Here is a 16068-nt window from a genome sequence, read left to right as displayed (position 1 = left end):
CTGCTGACGCGCGGGTTTCCACGGTAGCCTTCGCCCAGTCGACGGATCAGGTCGACGAGCTCACGCGAACCCGGACCCCGTTCGCCGCGGCCACCACCCGACCCGGGCCGACACCGATGTCACCGAATCCCTTCGCGGACCCGCGCGTCCGCACCATCGAGACGACCGACCGCGCCGTCGCCCACGAGATCCTGCACCGCGTCTACCGTCTGCAGTCGCTCGACGCCGCCGTCTCCGACGACTTCCGGTTCCGCCGATCGGTCACCGGCGAGTCCCGCTTCGCCGTCGGTCACCTCGAGTACGGCGGAGTCCTGCGGACCCTCAGCGACCCGATCCCGTACTTCAGCATCGCGACCGTCGTCGCGGGTCGGGTGACCGTCTCGGACGGAGTCGAGGAGGTGCGGGGCACGACGGGCCAGACCGTCGCCTTCTCGAGCAGTCGCGTCAAGGACACCCGCTGGGAGCACCTCGAGCTGTCGCAGATCATGCTCGATCGCGAGGCGGTCGAGAAGGAGCTCGCCGTGCTCGGTCTCACCGCCCCGCGCGGACTGCACCTCACCTCGATGAACCCCGTCTCGCCCGCGCACCAGAAGCACTGGCGGTCGGTGTCGGGGCATCTGCGGCAGCTGGTCGGCAACGACGCGGCGATGGCGAGTCAGCTCGTGCGGTCGGCCGCGTTCCGCACCGTGGTCGCCGCCTTCGTCGAGGGGTTCTCGACCACCGCCGTCGGGCTCGACGAGCGGAGCGAAGGGCCCCTGCTGCCCTCGACCGTGCGCCGCGCGATGACGTTCATGGCCGAGCACGCGCACGACGACATCGGCGTCGCCGAGATCGCCGAGGCCGCCCGGCTGACCCCGCGCGGGCTGCAGCTCGCGTTCCGCAAGCACCTCGACTCGACTCCCATGGCCGAGCTGCGGAAGGCTCGACTGCGCGGCGCCCACGACGAGCTGCTGGCGAGCGACCCCACCCTCGGGCACACCGTCGCGGGCATCGCGGCGAGCTGGGGCTTCGCCCACGCGGGCCGCTTCTCGGCGCTTCACCTCGAGGCGTACGGCCGCTCGCCGCGCGAGACCCTCGAGGCCTGACGCACGACGAGCCGCTGCCACGGCCGGGCTCAGGAGGCGCGGGTCGGCAGGGGTGCGAGGTGCGAGCGTGCAAGGGATTGACCTTCGCGCGGCGTCCTGATACTTCGTTCTTCGTCCAGGACGCTCACAAAAGTGAGTATTCGTTACAAGATGATGATGCCTCGCGGTGACCGGTTCAGGATCGCGAGTCACGGGGTGCGGGTTGAGATGTCGGGTTTCTCCCCGCACCCCTTCTCATGCCCTGTGGCGGGCCCGGGGGTCTCGCTACTGCAGTCGACGAGTCACGACGCGCCGCGCCTCCTCGGGGTGCCGCGGCGTGTCGTGACTCATCGACCGAACTGGCGCGGCGCGGGCGCGGCGCGGGTGCGGCGCCGCGGGGCTAGCGGCTGACGTCGGTGTGCACGAACGACTGCGCCGACCGGCTCGCCGTCGGCCCGCGCTGACCCTGGTACCGCGAGCCGTACTCGCTCGAGCCGTAGGGGTGGTCCGCCGGCGAGCTGAGTCGGAAGAAGCACAGCTGCCCGATCTTCATGCCGGGCCAGAGCTTGATCGGCAGCGTCGCGACGTTCGACAGCTCGAGGGTCACGTGACCGCTGAATCCGGGGTCGATGAACCCGGCCGTCGAGTGCGTCAGCAGCCCGAGACGCCCCAGCGAGCTCTTGCCCTCGAGTCGCGCGGCGACGTCGTCGGGCAGGCTGACCAGCTCGTAGGTGCTGCCGAGCACGAACTCGCCCGGGTGAAGGATGAACGGCTCGTCGGCCTTCGTCTCGACCAGCCGGGTCAGCTCGGGCTGCTCGACGGCGGGGTCGATGAAGGGGTACTTGTGGTTGTCGAACAGGCGGAACAGCCGGTCGAGCCGCACGTCGATGCTCGACGGCTGGATCAGCGCCGGGTCGTAGGGGTCGAGGCCGATGCGGCCCGCGTCGAGTTCGAGCTTGATGTCGTGGTCGGAGAGCAGCACGCGGCCAGCCTAGTCAGGACCGCGGGGAGGCCCGGTCAGCCCGGCAGGAGGCGCGCTCGGCACCGCGGGGAGGCCCGGTCAGCCCCGTTGGAGGAGGATGGGCGCATGCGTGCTGTCACCGTCCCCGTGCCCGGAGGGCCCCGTGCCCTGATCGTCAGCGAGGTGCCCGAGCCCGTCGCCGGAGCGCACGAGGTCGTCATCGACGTCGCGGCCGCCGGCGTCAACCGCGCCGACGTGAACCAGCGCGAGGGGCACTACCCGTCTCCGGCCGGAGCGCCCGAGTGGCCTGGGCTCGAGGTGAGCGGCACGGTGGTGGCCGTCGGCAGCGAGGTGACCAGCGCCTCCTTGGGCGACCACGTCGTCGCGCTGCTGCCCGGCGGGGGCTACGCCGACCGCGTGTCGGTCGACGCGGGGCTCCTGCTGCCCTACCTGAAGGGCATGGACTTCGTCGAATCGGCCGGCCTGCCCGAGGCGGTCGCGACCGTCTGGTCGAACGTGTTCATGAACGCGCAGCTGCAGCCGGGCGAGACCCTGCTCGTGCACGGCGGATCGAGCGGCGTCGGGTCGATCGCGATCCAGCTCGCCAAGGCCCTCGGCTCGACCGTGTACGCCACCGCCGGCACCCCGGCCAAGGTCGAGTTCTGCGAGCAGCTCGGCGCCGACCGCGGCATCGACTACAAGAGCGACGACTTCGTCGAGGTCGTGCACGAGCTCACCGGCGGCCGGGGCGTCGACGTGATCCTCGACCTCGTCGGCGGCGATTACCTCGCCCGCGACGTCGACGCGCTCGCCGTCGGAGGTCGCATCATGGTGATCGCCGCCCAGGGCGGCCGCGACGCCACCATCGACGTCGGCCGCCTGATGGCCAAGCGAGCCCGCATCTGGGGCACCACCCTGCGCGCCCGCCCCCTCGAGGAGCGCCGCGAGATCATGGCGCAGGTGCGCGAGCACGTCTGGCCGCTCGTCGAGCGGGGCGACGTGCGCCCCGTGCTCGACAGCGTGTTCCCGCTCGAGTTCGCCGCGGCCGCGCACGAGCGCATGGAGTCGGGCGGGCACAGCGGCAAGATCCTGCTCGCCGTGCGCTGAGGCCGCCCGGGTGGCCCGGACGCCCGGGGTAGCCAGGTCGCCCGGTAGCCGGGATGCCCGGGTCGCCCGGTAGCCCGGATGCCCGGCTGCCGCCGCCCGCTAGCTGACGCGGGTCGCGACGGGTACGGAGCCCTCGTCGTCGTCGACCCCGGCGATGTGCACGTCGACGACGGCGACGTTCACCTCGGCGACCTGCATGCCCACGAGCTGCTCGATCGCGTCGGCGACGCTGGCGCGCACGTCGTCGGCGATCCTGCTCATGGGCAGCGGGTACTCGACGACGATCGACACGTCGGCCGCGACCTGGGTCTCGCCGACCTCGACGCGCACGCCCTGGGCGAGGTCCTGGCTGCCGACCACGTCGCGGATCGCGCCGAACGCGCGCGCGGCGCCGCCGCCGAGCGCGTGGACGCCGGGCACCGCGCGGGCGGCGATGCCGGCCACCTTCGAGATGACGGTGTCGGCGATGACGGTGCGCCCGGTCGCGCGCGCCGTGCCGGTCGCCACGGCGGTGCTCGCCGTGGTGCCGCTCGCTGCGGGGGTGACGGTGGGGGGAGTCGTGTCGGTCATGTTCGGATCCTGTCTGTCGGATGTGCGGTGGAGTCGTTCGTGGTTTAGTCGTCTACGAGACGCATGCCGCGACCGAATCGTCACGGTGTCCGTCGGCACTCTGTTCCGCTCCGTTCTACCGGAGCACCGGAGGTCGGGTCACAGCGATGCGCCCCGATCGGATGAAGCCGAGGAGGCGCGGTGGCGGTCGACCTGTCCGAAGCGTCCGACGCGGTGCTCGCGTCGCGCGCCGCAGAGGGAGACGAGAGGGCCTTCGAGCAGCTGCTCCGCCGGCACCTCGGTCTGATGACCGCCTACGCGACCCGTCTGACGAGCTCGCGCGCCGATGCGAACGACGCCGTGCAGGAGGCCTCGATCGCGATCTGGCGCGAGCTGCCGACCCTCAGCGAGCCGGCGGCCGTGCGCGGCTGGATGATGCGGATCGTGTCGCGCAAGTCGTTCGACCTGGTGCGCTCGCGGCGTCCGGCGAGCGACGTCGACGAGCTGGAGCTGCCGAGCGAGCCCGGCGGCCGCGACGACCCCGAGCGCGCGGTCGTCACCGGCGACGCCATGTCGGGTCTCCGTTCGGCGCTGCGTCGACTGCCCGAGAGCCAACGCCAGGTCTGGACGCTCCGCGAGATCGGAGGCGAGTCGTACGCCGACATCGCCGAGACCACCGGCACGACCGTGACCGCCGTCCGAGGCCTCCTGGCCCGGGCCCGAGAGACACTGACCCGAGAGATGGAGGCCTGGCGATGAGCGACGACCCGACCCGCTCCTCCGGGTACGACGGCGACGAGAGCGGGCCGACCCGCGCCTCCTCGGAGATCGCCGACGCGACCCCGTCGCCCACCGGCGCCGAGACGACCGCCGACGCGATCGCGCACGGACTCGACCCCGAGCACGCGACCGCGGCCGGCGACGCCGTGACCGCAGCCGACGCCGAGGCCGAGCTCGACGCGGCCGTCGACGCCGCCCCCGACGACGGCGTGAGCATCGAACGGATCGCCGACTACCTCGACGAGGGCCGGCAGCCCTACGACCCCCTCATCGAGGACGACCCGTCGGCGCTCGCCCAGCTCAACGCGCTGCAGCGGCTGCGCGGCATCTCGGCCCAGCTGCTGACCGACGAGGTCGCCGCGACCCCCGCCCCCGCGCCGTCGTGGATCGCCGACGTCATGAGCCGCGTGCGACTCGAGTCGCGCTCGGGCCGCGAGATCCCGCTCACGTCGATCCACGAGCGGACGACGCTGCACATCACCGAGGGGGCCGTCCGCGGGCTGATCCGCGAGGCGGGCGACTCGGTCGACGGGGCGCTCGTCATCTCGTGCGCCATCGTGGGCGACGTCGCGCAGCCCGACGCGATCGTGACGGTCGACGTCGCCATCAGCGCCCTCTACGGCGTGGCCGTGCAGCCGCTCGCCGACGAGGTCCGCGACGCCGTCGCCCGACACCTCTTGCAGCAGACCGAGCTCGTGGTCGAGAGTGTCGATGTGACGGTGCGCGACGTGCACCAGCTCGACGACGAAGCCGACGGAGGCCTGTGATGGACGACAGCCGACTCTCACAGCTCGCGACCGAGCTCGGGGCGCTCGCCGCGGGTGCACCGGGCGTCGTGCGCGTCCAGGCCCGCCCGGGGTTCGGCACGGTCGTGCGGCGCGCCGTCGACGGACTGACCAGCGTCGTCGGCGGAGGCACGGGGCTCGGTGGCGAGGCGGATGCCGGTGCCGCGGGTGCTTCGGGTGGCCCGGGCGGCGCTGGCGACGGGGCTGGTGCTGCTGCTGCTGCTGGTGCTGGTGCCGTGGACGGCTCGGGTGCCGTGGCGACGGTGACGGGGCCCTCGGCTCCGATCGTGGGGATCGTCGTCACGAAGGCCGAGACCCGGATCACACTCGACATCGCCGTGAGCGACGAGGCCGCCGGGCCGCGGGTCGCGCGCGATGTCGCCGAGCGCCTCCTCGGGCGTCTCGCCGTCGAGTCCGAACTCGTCGAGCCGTCGCTCGACCTCCGCATCGTCGGCGTCGGCCCGCACTAGCACTCGCCGGCTGCGTCGGGTGCTCCCCGTGTCGGTGGTCAGAAGCGGCCCTTCGTGGGCGTAGGAGGGGTGTTTTCCGCCCACCCTTGCGAGTGCTGGCCGAGGGTGGGCGGAAGATGCCCTTCTCGGGCTTGGGAGGGGTGTTTTCCGCCCACCCTTGCGAGTGCTCCGCCGAGGGTGGGCAGGAGACGCCCTTCGAACGCTCGCATGGGGCCGTTTCCGACCCGCGAGGCGACGTCCCGGTGCTCTGAGCGGCCGAGGAGGCGCGGGTCGCTATAGTGGACTGGTCCGCGTCCGACGCGGCACGCGAGTGTAGTTCAATGGTAGAACTCCAGCTTCCCAAGCTGGTAGCGCGGGTTCGATTCCCGTCACTCGCTCCGATTCCTGTCACGCGCCTCCTCGGTGGGGCCGCCGCCCTGTGGCCGGTGGTCGGTGCACCGCGTTGCCGAGGCCTCGGGGAGCGACTCCCCGGCGCCGCCGCTGCGCCGCTGCGCTCGAGGTGACCCGAAAGGGGTCGTCGTGGGCCGGGAAGGGCCCCCTTTGCGTCACTTCGATGGGCGCCGGGTCGCGTGCCGCCGCGCCGTGCGGATCGAGGTGACCCGAAAGGGGGCGTCGGGGGCCTGGAGGGCCACCTTCGCGTCACTTCGATGGGGTGGCGCGCGGTGCCGGCGGCGCGCGGCGCTACGCGGCGGCGCGGGCGACGTAGTCGGCCGCGAGCGCCTCGCTGGCCGCCTCGACGTCGGGCACCACGACCGGGTGCACGGTCAGCCGCACCCAGTCGTCGCCGAGCACGAGGTCGGTGATGCACGACTCGGCGCAGGTGCGGTAGGCGCGGTCTCCTGAGGCGAGCCCCGGCACCTCGACCGCCGACGACGCGTCGACGTGCCCGAACTCGAGCCGCTGATCGAGCGCCCACGCGCCTCCTACCAGCAGACTCTCGTCGACCACCGAGTCGACCGCGGCGTCGGCACCGCCGTCGTCGACCGTCAGGAAGCAGTTCGAGGCCGCCGCACGCTGCCAGGCCGCCGCGTAGATCGAGTACCCGCCGCCGGGCAGCACGAGCTGCACCTCGTCGTCGATGCCGAGCGCCGCTCCGTCGACCGGGGCGTCGGCGCTGCAGGTGAAGCCGGGCAGCGCCCCGCCGAGCGGCCAGGGGTCGTCCGAGACGTCGGCCGCGGTCACCGCGTCGGTGACGGAGCGCACGGCCGGTGCGAAGACCTTCTCGTTCGAGCCGCCGTCGGGCACGACGAGTCCGGTCGCGAGCATGCTGACCCAGGTGTCGCCGATCAGCATGTCGTGCGTGCAGCCCGCGGTCCCCTGGTTCTCGACGCTCATGTTGTCGTAGCAGTCGGGTTCGGTCTTCTCGCCGTAGGTGGCGACCAGCTGCGCGTACTGCTCGGCGGCGTGCGGCAGCACCTGCACCAGCAGCCCCGTGTAGCCGCTGCCCGGCACGGGGTTGTTCTTGCCGTCGGAGGCGGCTCCGTCGTTCCACGTGCAGATCAGGCCGCCCTCCTGCGCGATCGCGTAGTCGGCGGGCACGGCGTCGGCGCGGGCGTAGTAGTCGCGGGGAGTCCACTCGGGCTGCAGCGCGCTCGCGGTGGCGGAGTCGAGCAGGGCGGCGCAGTCGAGGTCGATCTCGGTGACCGGTGACGCGGCCGAGTCGTCGGGTGCAGGCGTCGGCGACGGCGTGGCGCCGGCGGAGGGGGTGGAATCGCCACCGCCTGTCGGGCCGGGGCTCGCGGAGTCGTCACCCGCGCCTCCTGCGGTGCACCCGGTCAGCAGCAGCACGGCCGCGATTCCGCCGATGACGCCCTGTCGAAGTCGTGTCGTCGTCCCCATGCCCCGACGCTACCGAGCCGAGGAGGCGCGGGTCGTCACGATCGTGCAACACCCGTCGTGCAGTCGGCCGGCCTCGCCGCGCGGCCGACGTGCATCGAGGTGACCCGTCCAGCGCTCCCCGCCCCTCGGAGGGCCCCGGATGCGTCACCTCGATGCCGCTCGACGTCCGCGGAGGCCGCTGGACTACGGTCGAGCGATGTTCCTCCTCTTCGGCACGACCCTCCGCCGTTCGCTGCTCGTGACCGTCGTGTTCATCTGCGGCTACTGCGACAAGAACGTGCCGCAGCGCGTCGAGAAGCTCTCGACGAAGTTCACGCTGTTCTTCATCCCGCTGTTCACGGTGTCGTCGCGCTACTCGAACCAGTGCACGAACTGCGGGGGAGTCACCGACCTGACCCGCGAGCAGGCCGAGCACGCGGTGGCGCGCCAGGGCTGAGTCGCCGCCGAGCCCGCGCTGCCCCGCCTCGCCCGAGCCCGCCCCGCCCCGCTCGAGCCCGCCCCGCCCCGCCCCGCTCGAGCCCGCCCCGCCCCGCCCCGCTCGAGGGTGGGCAGAAAGCGCCCCTCGTGCGTGCGGCGGGGGGCGTCTTCTGCCCAGCCTGGCGGTGGGGTGCGTGAGGGTGGGCGGAAGATGCCCTTGCGCGGGCGGTGGGGGGCGTTTTCTGCCCAGCCTGGTGGCGGGCGGGCGGGCGGGTGGGGTGCGTGAGGGTGGGCGGAAGATGCCCTCGCGCGTGCGGTGGGGGGCGTCTTCTGCCCAGCTTGGCGGCGGGGTGCTCGAGGGTGGGCGGAAGATGCCCTCGCGCGCAGTGGCGGAGGGCGCCTTCCGACCACCGTGGCCGGGCGCGGCTAGCCGAGACGTCGGAGGCGTCGGCGTCGGGCGACGATGAGCCCGGCTCCCGCGGCCATCAGGGCGAGCGCGGCGGCGATGATGCCCGCGATCGACTCCGAGCCCGTGTAGGCGAGCGACCCGCCGTCGGCCGGAGCGAGGTCGTCACCGGCGGACGTGCCGGGTCCGGGCTGCTGCGCCGCGCCTCCGGCGTCCTGCTCGTCGTCGGCGGGCACCGCGGCCGGATCGGTCGGATCCGCGGGCGCGGGCGCGGCCGGGTCGGCCGGCGCGGGGTCGACGGGCGCCGGGTCGACGGGCGCCGGGTCGACCGGAGCCGGGTCCACGGGTGCGGGGTCGGTCGGTGCGGGGTCGACCGGTGCGGGGTCGACCGGCGGCGCGGCCGGGTCGACCAGCGAGACCGTGCCGTCGGCCGCGACCGTCACCGACGCCGACATCGCCGCCGCGAGGTCGAGCCGCTGCCAGCTGCCCTCGGTGCCCTCGTCGAGCGGACGACCCGAGTCGACGGCGGTCAGCGCGAGCACCTGGCGACGCTGCTCGGGGGTGAGGTCGGGGTGGCTCGTGATGAGCAGCGACTCGGCGTTCTCGGGGACGGTGATCGGCTCACCGGCGGTGCCGACCAGGGGGAAGTCGTAGTCGAGGCGGTCTCGGTAGACGGCCAGCGCCTCCTCGTCGCTCAGGTACGGGGTGTCGGCCGCGATGCAGTCGGCGAGAGGCGCGCCGCAACCCGCCTCGAGCACCTGGTGCAGCTCGGTGCTCGCCTGCTCGAACAGGGTGCGGAACTCGGGGTCGGACCACCGGCGCTCGACGATGTGCTGACCCATCATGCGACCGCTCATCACGTCGAGCGGGTAGTGCGCGGCCATCACGATGCGGTTGTTCCCCGCCTCGGAGGTGCGGGCCAGGATCTGCGGCGCGAGCTCGGGCAGCATCGTGGCGAGCGAGGTGCCCTGCCAGTACGCCTGCGAGGTGTGCCCGCTCGGGTAGGCGCCCGACGTGGAGGCCCACGCGTCGCCGCCCGGCTTGTCGCGGTAGGTCAGCAGCTCGGGGAACCGGATGTAGGGGCGGTCCCAGTCGAAGTGCTCCTTCGCGGGGTTCGACGACGAGTAGTAGCCGACCAGCCCGCCGCTCTTCGCCAGCAGCGCCTCGGTCTTGGGCAGCTCGCCCGCCAGACGCGCCTCGCGGTAGATCGCACCGAGATCCTCGCCGAGCCCGTCGGCCATCGACACGGACATGTCGTCGTACTGGTCGACGATGGCGCGGTCGACCTGCTCGGCGGTCGCGTTCTGGTTGATCGTCACGGTCTTCGCGTCGTTCAGGGCGATGATGTCGGGGCGCTCGGCGCGCAGCTGCGTGAACCGGTCGATGATCGGCACGTAGTCGTACGTGGCGTTCGAGGGGTACGGGTAGCTCAGCTCGGCCGGGTCGAACGGCGTGGCCGCCGATGCGGAGAGCGCGCCGAAGCCGGAGAGGACGATGCCGAGGCCGGTGCCGGCGGCGAGGAGGGACGTGACGCGTCGGCGGGGCGCGGAATCTGGTCGCGGGGTTCGTCGGGGGGTCGCGGTGGTGATGATCGTGCCTCTCGTCCGGTGCGGGGTGGGCCCGAGCGGGCCTCCGGCACCGTAGTGAGAGCGCGTGACCGGCAGTGAGACGACAGGTGTCGCGGAGGTGACCGGGCGTGCGAGGCGGTGCCGGGCCTGCGAGGCGGTGCCGCGCCCCGCGCCCCGGGCCCTAGCGGCGACCGCGCCAGAGCAGCCAGACGAAGTACGGCGTCCCGATCACGGCGGTCAGCAGCCCCGCGCCGAGCTGTGCGGGTGCGATCGCGGTGCGTCCGAGCACGTCGGCCAGGCCCACGAGCACCGCTCCGAGCAGCACGGCGACGGGCACGACCCTGGCGTGCCTCCTGCCGACCAGCGCCCGGGCCGCATGCGGTGCGACGAGCCCCACGAACCCGACCACGCCGATCGCCGCCACGGCAGTCGCCGTCAGCACCACGGCCAGGGCCAGGAAGACCAGGCGCGAGCGTGAGAGCGAGACCCCGAGGAGGCGCGGCGTGTCGTCGTCCACCCCCACGAGGTCGAGTCGGCGACGCTGTGCGACCACCACGACGACCGCCAGCACCAGTGCCAGCGCGACCGGCGCCGAGTCCGCGAGCGAGCGGCCGTAGGTCGAGCCCGACAGCCAGGTGAGCGCCTTCGCCCCGTTGAACGGGTCGGTGAGCACGATGAGCAGGCTGATCGCGGCGGTCGTCGCGGTCGCGACACCGATGCCGATCAGCACGAGTCGGTTCTGGGCGAAGCCGCTGCGCGCGGCGAGGCCGAAGACGATCAGCGAGGCGAGGACCGCGCCGACGAAGGCCGCCCCGGCGATGCCCCAGCCCGACGCCGCGGGCACGGTGGTGACGAACAGCACGGCGCCGAGCCCCGCGCCGCCGGTCACGCCGACGATGCCCGGCTCGGCCAGCGGATTGCGGGTGGCGCCCTGCACGAGGGTGCCCGCGAGGGCGAGCGCGGCGCCCGCCGTGACGGCCGCGACGACCCGCGGCACCCGCGTGTCGAGCACGTAGCTGACGACCGGCCCCGAGCGGCCCGCGATCCAGTTGACGACGTCGCCGAGCAGCAGCTTCGCGTCGCCGAGCAGCACCGACGCGACGACGACGCCGATCAGCACCGCCGCGACGATGACGAGGGTCGCGACGTAGCGGGTGCGCGACACGATCGGGTGCCGCTCGACCGGCGTCGCCCCGCCGTGGTCGCGGGCCCTGAAGGCGAGCACGACCAGGAAGACGGCTCCGAGCAGCGAGGTGACGACCCCGGTCGGCACCTGCACCGACGCCTCGGCCCCGACCAGCACCCGCAGCAGCACGTCGGCGCCGAGCACGAGCCCCGCGCCGGTCAGCCCGGCGAGCGGCATGAGCACGAGCGAGCGCCGCACGGCGGGCACCACGGGCCGCATCAGTCGCACGAGGGCGGGCGCGCAGAGCCCGACGAACCCGATCGGCCCGGTCAGGGTCACGGCCGCCGCCGACAGCAGCACGGCGGCGAGCACCGTCACGACGCGGGTCGTGCGCACGTCGACCCCGACGCTGCGGGCCGCGTCGTCGCCGAGGGCCAGGGCGTCGATGCGGGTCGAGGCGAGCAGCAGCACGGCGAGCCCGACCACGACGATCGGGGTCAGCTGCACCACGCCGGCGAAGCCGTTCTGCGAGATGCTGCCCTGCCCCCACTGGTAGAGGCCGACGGTCTGCTGCGGGAACAGCAGCAGCAGCGAGCTCGTGACCGAGGCGAGCCCGAGCGCCAGCGCGCTGCCGGCCAGCACCAGTCGCACGGTGCCCGAGCCGAGACCCGACAGGGCGAGCACGACCGCCGCGGCGATCAGGCCGCCGACGAACGCGACTCCCGACGAAGCGAGCAGCGGCAGCGTCAGGCCGGTGACCGCGGCCACGGCGAGGGCCGCCGAGGCTCCGGCGTTCACGGCCAGGGTGTCGGGCGACGCCAGCACGTTGCGGCTGATCTGCTGCAGCGCGGCGCCCGCGGCCCCGAGGGCGACCCCGACGACGAGACCGGCGACCATCCGAGGGAGGCGCGACGCCACCACCACGGACGCGTCGCCCGCCGTCGCCGTCCCGGTCAGGGCCTGCCACACCTGGCGGGGCCCGACGTCGGCGGTGCCCTGCGTGACGTCGACGAGGGCGAGGAGCACGACGACGGCGACCAGCGCGACCGTCACCCCGACCGATCGAGGGGTGAGCCGGCGGGGCGCGGCGACCCGCGCCTCCTCGGCTCGCTCGGGTCGCCCCTGCCGGGTCGGCGGGACGGGATCGGTGGGGATGACGGTCGCGGTCACGGTCAGGGCGTCGGTCGGTGCGTCAGGCGTCGGTCGGGCGTCAGTCGGTCAGCGCGGCGACGGCGGCGTCGATGTAGGCCGTCATCGCGGCCGGGCCGCCGAACATCCAGATGCCGTCGGGCAGGCGGTGCACGTCGCCCGACTCGACGAAGGGCAGCGACTTCCACACGGCGTTGTCGCCCAGCACGTCGGCGAAGGGGTCGTCGCCGTCGACCTCGTTCGTGATGTACAGGAACTGCGTGTCGTCGGGCAGCTGCGTGAGCCCCTCGACGTCGGTCGAGGCGAGACCGTAGGCGGGGTCGCCCTCGACCGTCCAGCCGTTGGCGAGACCGAGCTCCTCGGTGACGTCGCCGACGAGCGACCCGGCGGCGTACGGGCGGATCCCGACCTGGCCGGCGTCGACGTAGCCGTCGGCGAAGGCCACGTTCGTGCCCTCGAGACCGGCGTCGGCGATGGCCTTCCTGCCCTCGGCCAGCGCGTCGGTGAAGGCGTCCTTGACCTCGGTCGCCTGGTCTTCGGTGCCGGTGGCCTTCGCGATCAGATCGAGGTTGTCGGTCGAGTTCTCGATCTGGCGCGAGGCGTCGGCCGAGGTGATCTGCAGCACGGGGGCGATCTCGCGCAGCTGCGTCACGGCGTCGGCGGGCAGGTCGGTGGTCGCGACGATCAGGTCGGGCGCGAGCGAGGCGACGGTGTCGAGGCTCGGCTCGCCGCGCGTGCCGATGTCGGTGGGGTCGTTCGTCAGCGGCACCGCGGAGCCCCAGGCCTCGTAGCCGGGCACGTCGGCCACGCCGACCGGGTCGACGCCGAGCGCGACGAGGTCCTCGACGACGTTCCACTCGGTGCCGACGACCTTCGTCGCCGGGCCGTCGAGCGTGATCTCGGTGCCGGTCGCGTCGGTCAGCGTGATCTGCTCGCCGCTCTCGGCGGTCGCACCGGCGTCGGTCGTCTCGGTGGTGCCGCACCCTGCGAGGGTGAGGGCTGCGGCGGCGGCGACGGTCGCGGCCGTCAGGAGTCGTCGTCTGGTGTTCACGGGTGGAGCCTCTCGGTTCTGGTGTGGTGACGGCCGATGGCGCGGGTGCGCAGGTGGCCGGTGGTGGGGTCGGTGTCGACGTCGATGCGGATGCCCCAGACCTCGCTCAGGAGGTGCGGTGTCAGCACGGCCGCGGGCTCGCCCTCGGCGACGACGCGGCCCTCGCTGAGCACGACGATGCGATCGGCGAGAGCGGCCGCCTGGTCGAGGTCGTGCAGCACGACTCCGACGGCGATGCGCCGGTCGTCGGCCAGCTCGCGCACCAGGTCGAGCAGCTCGACCTGGTAGCGGAGGTCGAGGTACGTGGTCGGCTCGTCGAGCAGCAGCACGCCGGTGTCCTGTGCGAGGCAGCTGGCCAGCCAGACCCGCTGCAGCTGCCCGCCCGAGAGCTGGTCGACCCCGCGGTCGGCGAGGGCGGCGACGCCCGTCAGGTCGAGGGCGCGGTCGACGGCGGACGAGCCGTCGGCATCGCCCCGACCCCAGCGGCCGCGGTGCGGGTAGCGGCCGAACTCGACGACGTCGCGCACGGTCAGACCGCTCGGGGTGGGGCGTCCCTGCGTGAGCATCGCGACGCGACGGGCGAAGTCGCGGGGCGAGAGCGCGAGGGCGTCGAGGGGCTGGTGGTCGGCGTCGCTGTGGTCGGCGGACCGGGTGGCGGCGGCCTGGTGGTCGGCGGGCCGGGTGTCGACGCCGTCGGCGAGGGCGAGCGAGCCGACCCGCGACTGCTGGAGGCGCGCGAGGGTCCGCAGGAGCGTCGACTTCCCGCTGCCGTTCGGCCCGATCAGCGCGGTGACGCATCCAGGGCGGAGCTCGAGTCGGGCGTCGTGGACGACGTCGACGCCGTCGTAGGCGATCGAGACGCCGTCGGCCACGAGGGCGGCGCCGGTCGGCAGATGGGAGGTCACAAGCGATTAGGTTAGCCTAACCTCACTAGCTGGCGCGACCCCGGTCGTTCGACGTCGAGGCGCTCGCCGCTCCCGCCCGCCCCGAACGAGGTGCCCCGAACCGGCGCCTCGGGCCGCGGCAAGGCCCCTTTCGCGTCACCTCGTGTGGCCGAGCTGCAGGCGCCGCGGGCGCTGCGCCGTCGGCTCTAAACGAAGTGCCCCAAATCGGCGCCTCGGGCCCCCAAACCGCCCCCTTTGCGTCACCTCGTGTGGCCGAGGTGCGCGCCCCGCCCCCGCCTCCGAACGAGGTGCCTCAAACCGCCGCCTCAAGCCGCCGAACCGCCCCTTCTGCGTCACTTCGTGTCGCCGAGGTGCGCGCCCCGCGGGCGCTGCGGGCGCCGCGCGCGCCGCGCCGCCGCCTCCGAACGAAGTGCCTCAAACCGGGGCCTCGGGCCCCCGAACCACCCCTTCTGCGTCACTTCGTGTGGCCGGGGTGCGGGCCGCTCCGTCGGGCCCGAACGAGGTGCCTCGAAGCGGGGGCTCGGGCTGCGAAACGGCCCGCTTCGCGTCACTTCGTTTGGGCGCGCAGCGGCGCGGCCGCGGCCGCGGCGGCGCGGCGGCGCGCCCGCGGCGCCGGACGCGGCGACGGGCCGGTGCCGCTCCGACGGGCCGATGACCCGGGGTGCGGCACCGGCCCGTCGGGCTGGTGCGGTGGTGGCGCAGCCAGCTGCAGGTGTAGGTGACGCCGTCGACCACGTGCGTGCCGGGGCCGAGGTCCGCGCACTGCTGCAGCAGGACGGAGGCGCTGGCGATGAGGGCGATGATGCCGATCACCGTGATGATGATGACCACGATCGAGATGATGATGCCGGCCAGCGAGAGGCCGCGCGGCTGACCCGCACGCCCGAACCGGCGGAACGAGATGATGTTCAAAATCAGACCCACGATGGCGAGCAGACCGAAGAACGAGAGGACGAAGCCGGCGATGGCCATGCCCTTCGACGGGGGCTTGCTGCCGCCCGTGGTCTCGTTCGAGCCGGGCGTGTACGCCTGGGGAGCCGATCCGTAGGGCTGCTGCGCGCCTCCCTGGGGCGGGTAGCCGGGCTGGCCCTGCGGGTTCTGGTGGCCCGGCTGGTTCGGGTCGTTGGGCGTGTTGTCGGTCATGAGCGGTCCCCTCGGTACGCGGTCGTTTCGCTCAGCCTAGGGGGCGGGGGTCGCCGCGTCCGGGCCCTGTGGATAACGCTTCCGCGGCCGGCTCGCCACCTACGATGAGAGCGTGACCATCGCCTCCGCCCCCAGCGACCGCGCCCGCGCCCGTCGGCCGATCGACCAGCCGTACTACCGAGCGTCGTTCGTCGAGGCCATGAGGCGCTTCATCGTCAAGTACGCGACGTTCTCGGGTCGGGCGGGGCGGGCAGAGTACTGGTGGGTCGCGCTGGTGCAGTTCGCGCTGCCGTTCGCGATCCAGGGCGTCACCGGTGTGCTGACCGGCGACTGGAGCGAGGTCGACGGGCAGTCGTTCTCGACCGCGCCGAACGCGATCCTCCTCGCGATCTACCTCGCGACGGCCCTGCCGACCCTCGCCATCACCTGGCGGCGTCTGCACGATGCGAACCGCAGCGGACTGTGGGCGTTCGTCCTGTTCGTGCCGTTCGTCGGCTGGCTCGCCTTCCTGATCTTCGTGCTGACGCCCCCGCGGCCCGAGGGTGCCCGCTTCGACGCGGAGCCGACGGTCGCGACCGGCTGACCCGCGCCTCCTGCGGTGCGACTGCGGTGTCGGTCGTGTCGACCCGCGCCTCCCACGGTGCGGCTGCGTGCGGATGTCGAGTCGGCCAGCGGGTGCAGCGTGCGATCCGGTGTCGGAGCCGAGGAGGCGCGGCGCGAGCCGGTCGGAGGAGCCGAGGAGGCGCGG

15 protein-coding genes and 1 tRNA gene are annotated in these 16068 nt (G+C 73.5%); 8 read left to right on the top strand and 8 right to left on the bottom strand.

Translation table 11 applies throughout. The features are described 5' to 3' along the window. Positions 1–116 precede the first annotated feature (116 nt). Positions 117–1085 (top strand): AraC family transcriptional regulator, encoded by a 969-nt coding sequence (locus ACZZY9_RS08210; RefSeq protein WP_463463725.1) that lies wholly within the window; start codon positions 117–119, stop codon positions 1083–1085. A gap of 379 nt (positions 1086–1464) precedes the next feature. Here ACZZY9_RS08210 and dcd read toward each other — a convergent pair whose 3' ends face one another. Then, entirely contained in the window at positions 1465–2046 is a 582-nt protein-coding gene (gene dcd / locus ACZZY9_RS08205; protein ID WP_192061693.1) for a dCTP deaminase, read from the bottom strand. Between the two features lie 105 nt (positions 2047–2151). On the opposite strand from dcd, the gene ACZZY9_RS08200 reads away from it, so the two are divergent. Continuing rightward, positions 2152–3132, top strand: coding sequence for an NAD(P)H-quinone oxidoreductase (locus ACZZY9_RS08200; protein ID WP_192061694.1), 981 nt, complete (start codon positions 2152–2154; stop codon positions 3130–3132). A gap of 99 nt (positions 3133–3231) precedes the next feature. Here ACZZY9_RS08200 and ACZZY9_RS08195 read toward each other — a convergent pair whose 3' ends face one another. Next, positions 3232–3702: an Asp23/Gls24 family envelope stress response protein gene (locus tag ACZZY9_RS08195; protein ID WP_463463724.1), complete on the bottom strand. Its 471-nt coding sequence runs from the start codon at positions 3700–3702 to the stop codon at positions 3232–3234. 180 nt (positions 3703–3882) lie between these two features. On the opposite strand from ACZZY9_RS08195, the gene ACZZY9_RS08190 reads away from it, so the two are divergent. The 4 genes from ACZZY9_RS08190 (at position 3883) to ACZZY9_RS08175 (ending at position 6093) form a co-directional block, all read left to right on the top strand. Beyond that, positions 3883–4440 carry an RNA polymerase sigma factor gene (locus ACZZY9_RS08190; protein WP_320477567.1) on the top strand — a complete coding sequence of 186 codons (558 nt, stop codon included), beginning with the start codon at positions 3883–3885 and terminating at the stop codon, positions 4438–4440. Further along, a complete protein-coding gene (locus ACZZY9_RS08185; protein WP_463463723.1) occupies positions 4437–5228 on the top strand; it encodes an Asp23/Gls24 family envelope stress response protein in 792 nt (263 codons plus the stop codon). Before ACZZY9_RS08190 ends, ACZZY9_RS08185 begins: the two co-directional genes overlap by 4 nt. Then, positions 5228–5716, top strand: a complete 489-nt coding sequence (locus ACZZY9_RS08180) for a hypothetical protein (RefSeq protein ID WP_463463722.1) — start codon at positions 5228–5230, stop codon at positions 5714–5716. The genes ACZZY9_RS08185 and ACZZY9_RS08180 overlap by 1 nt, the downstream gene beginning before the upstream one ends. Before the next feature lie 306 nt (positions 5717–6022). Beyond that, positions 6023–6093, top strand: a tRNA-Gly gene (locus ACZZY9_RS08175). Positions 6094–6397: 304 nt separating this feature from the next. Here ACZZY9_RS08175 and ACZZY9_RS08170 read toward each other — a convergent pair. Beyond that, entirely contained in the window at positions 6398–7555 is a 1158-nt protein-coding gene (locus tag ACZZY9_RS08170) for a hypothetical protein (RefSeq protein ID WP_463463721.1), read from the bottom strand. 196 nt (positions 7556–7751) lie between these two features. On the opposite strand from ACZZY9_RS08170, the gene ACZZY9_RS08165 reads away from it, so the two are divergent. Then, positions 7752–7991, top strand: coding sequence for a zinc-ribbon domain-containing protein (locus ACZZY9_RS08165; protein ID WP_192061701.1), 240 nt, complete (start codon positions 7752–7754; stop codon positions 7989–7991). A 407-nt stretch (positions 7992–8398) separates the two neighbouring features. Here ACZZY9_RS08165 and ACZZY9_RS08160 read toward each other — a convergent pair whose 3' ends face one another. The 5 genes from ACZZY9_RS08160 to ACZZY9_RS08140 form a co-directional block, all read right to left on the bottom strand. Next, positions 8399–9772, bottom strand: coding sequence for an acid phosphatase (locus ACZZY9_RS08160; RefSeq protein WP_463463720.1), 1374 nt, complete (start codon positions 9770–9772; stop codon positions 8399–8401). A gap of 355 nt (positions 9773–10127) precedes the next feature. Beyond that, positions 10128–12242: an iron ABC transporter permease gene (locus tag ACZZY9_RS08155; RefSeq protein WP_463463719.1), complete on the bottom strand. Its 2115-nt coding sequence runs from the start codon at positions 12240–12242 to the stop codon at positions 10128–10130. Positions 12243–12282: 40 nt separating this feature from the next. Further along, the gene (locus tag ACZZY9_RS08150; RefSeq protein WP_463463718.1) at positions 12283–13272 is read right to left on the bottom strand and encodes an ABC transporter substrate-binding protein; all 990 of its coding nucleotides are present in this window, start codon (positions 13270–13272) and stop codon (positions 12283–12285) included. Then, complete coding sequence (locus tag ACZZY9_RS08145) at positions 13269–14177, bottom strand: ABC transporter ATP-binding protein (protein ID WP_463463717.1); 909 nt, start codon at positions 14175–14177, stop codon at positions 13269–13271. The genes ACZZY9_RS08150 and ACZZY9_RS08145 overlap by 4 nt, the downstream gene beginning before the upstream one ends. A gap of 414 nt (positions 14178–14591) precedes the next feature. After that, positions 14592–15320, bottom strand: coding sequence for a hypothetical protein (locus ACZZY9_RS08140; protein WP_463463716.1), 729 nt, complete (start codon positions 15318–15320; stop codon positions 14592–14594). A gap of 112 nt (positions 15321–15432) precedes the next feature. Here ACZZY9_RS08140 and ACZZY9_RS08135 point away from each other — a divergent pair, with 112 nt between their 5' ends. After that, positions 15433–15903 (top strand): DUF805 domain-containing protein, encoded by a 471-nt coding sequence (locus ACZZY9_RS08135; RefSeq protein WP_463463715.1) that lies wholly within the window; start codon positions 15433–15435, stop codon positions 15901–15903. The last annotated feature ends 165 nt before the right edge of the window (positions 15904–16068 follow it).

The sequence above is a fragment of the Frigoribacterium sp. AC394 genome, from assembly GCF_979258095.1.
The sequence above is the reverse complement of the archived record's forward strand: the minus strand, read 5'-3'. Positions and strand labels throughout refer to the sequence as shown.

Excerpts from the sequence above, each read along its gene's own strand:
- ACZZY9_RS08210 (WP_463463725.1), top strand. The coding sequence starts at position 117 with ATGTCACCGAATCCCTTCGCGGACCCGCGCGTCCGCACCATCGAGACG.
- ACZZY9_RS08200 (WP_192061694.1), top strand. The coding sequence starts at position 2,152 with ATGCGTGCTGTCACCGTCCCCGTGCCCGGAGGGCCCCGTGCCCTGATC.
- ACZZY9_RS08195 (WP_463463724.1), bottom strand. The coding sequence starts at position 3,702 with ATGACCGACACGACTCCCCCCACCGTCACCCCCGCAGCGAGCGGCACC.
- ACZZY9_RS08185 (WP_463463723.1), top strand. The coding sequence starts at position 4,437 with ATGAGCGACGACCCGACCCGCTCCTCCGGGTACGACGGCGACGAGAGC.
- ACZZY9_RS08180 (WP_463463722.1), top strand. The coding sequence starts at position 5,228 with ATGGACGACAGCCGACTCTCACAGCTCGCGACCGAGCTCGGGGCGCTC.
- ACZZY9_RS08170 (WP_463463721.1), bottom strand. The coding sequence starts at position 7,555 with ATGGGGACGACGACACGACTTCGACAGGGCGTCATCGGCGGAATCGCG.
- ACZZY9_RS08165 (WP_192061701.1), top strand. The coding sequence starts at position 7,752 with ATGTTCCTCCTCTTCGGCACGACCCTCCGCCGTTCGCTGCTCGTGACC.
- ACZZY9_RS08140 (WP_463463716.1), bottom strand. The coding sequence starts at position 15,320 with ATGACCGACAACACGCCCAACGACCCGAACCAGCCGGGCCACCAGAAC.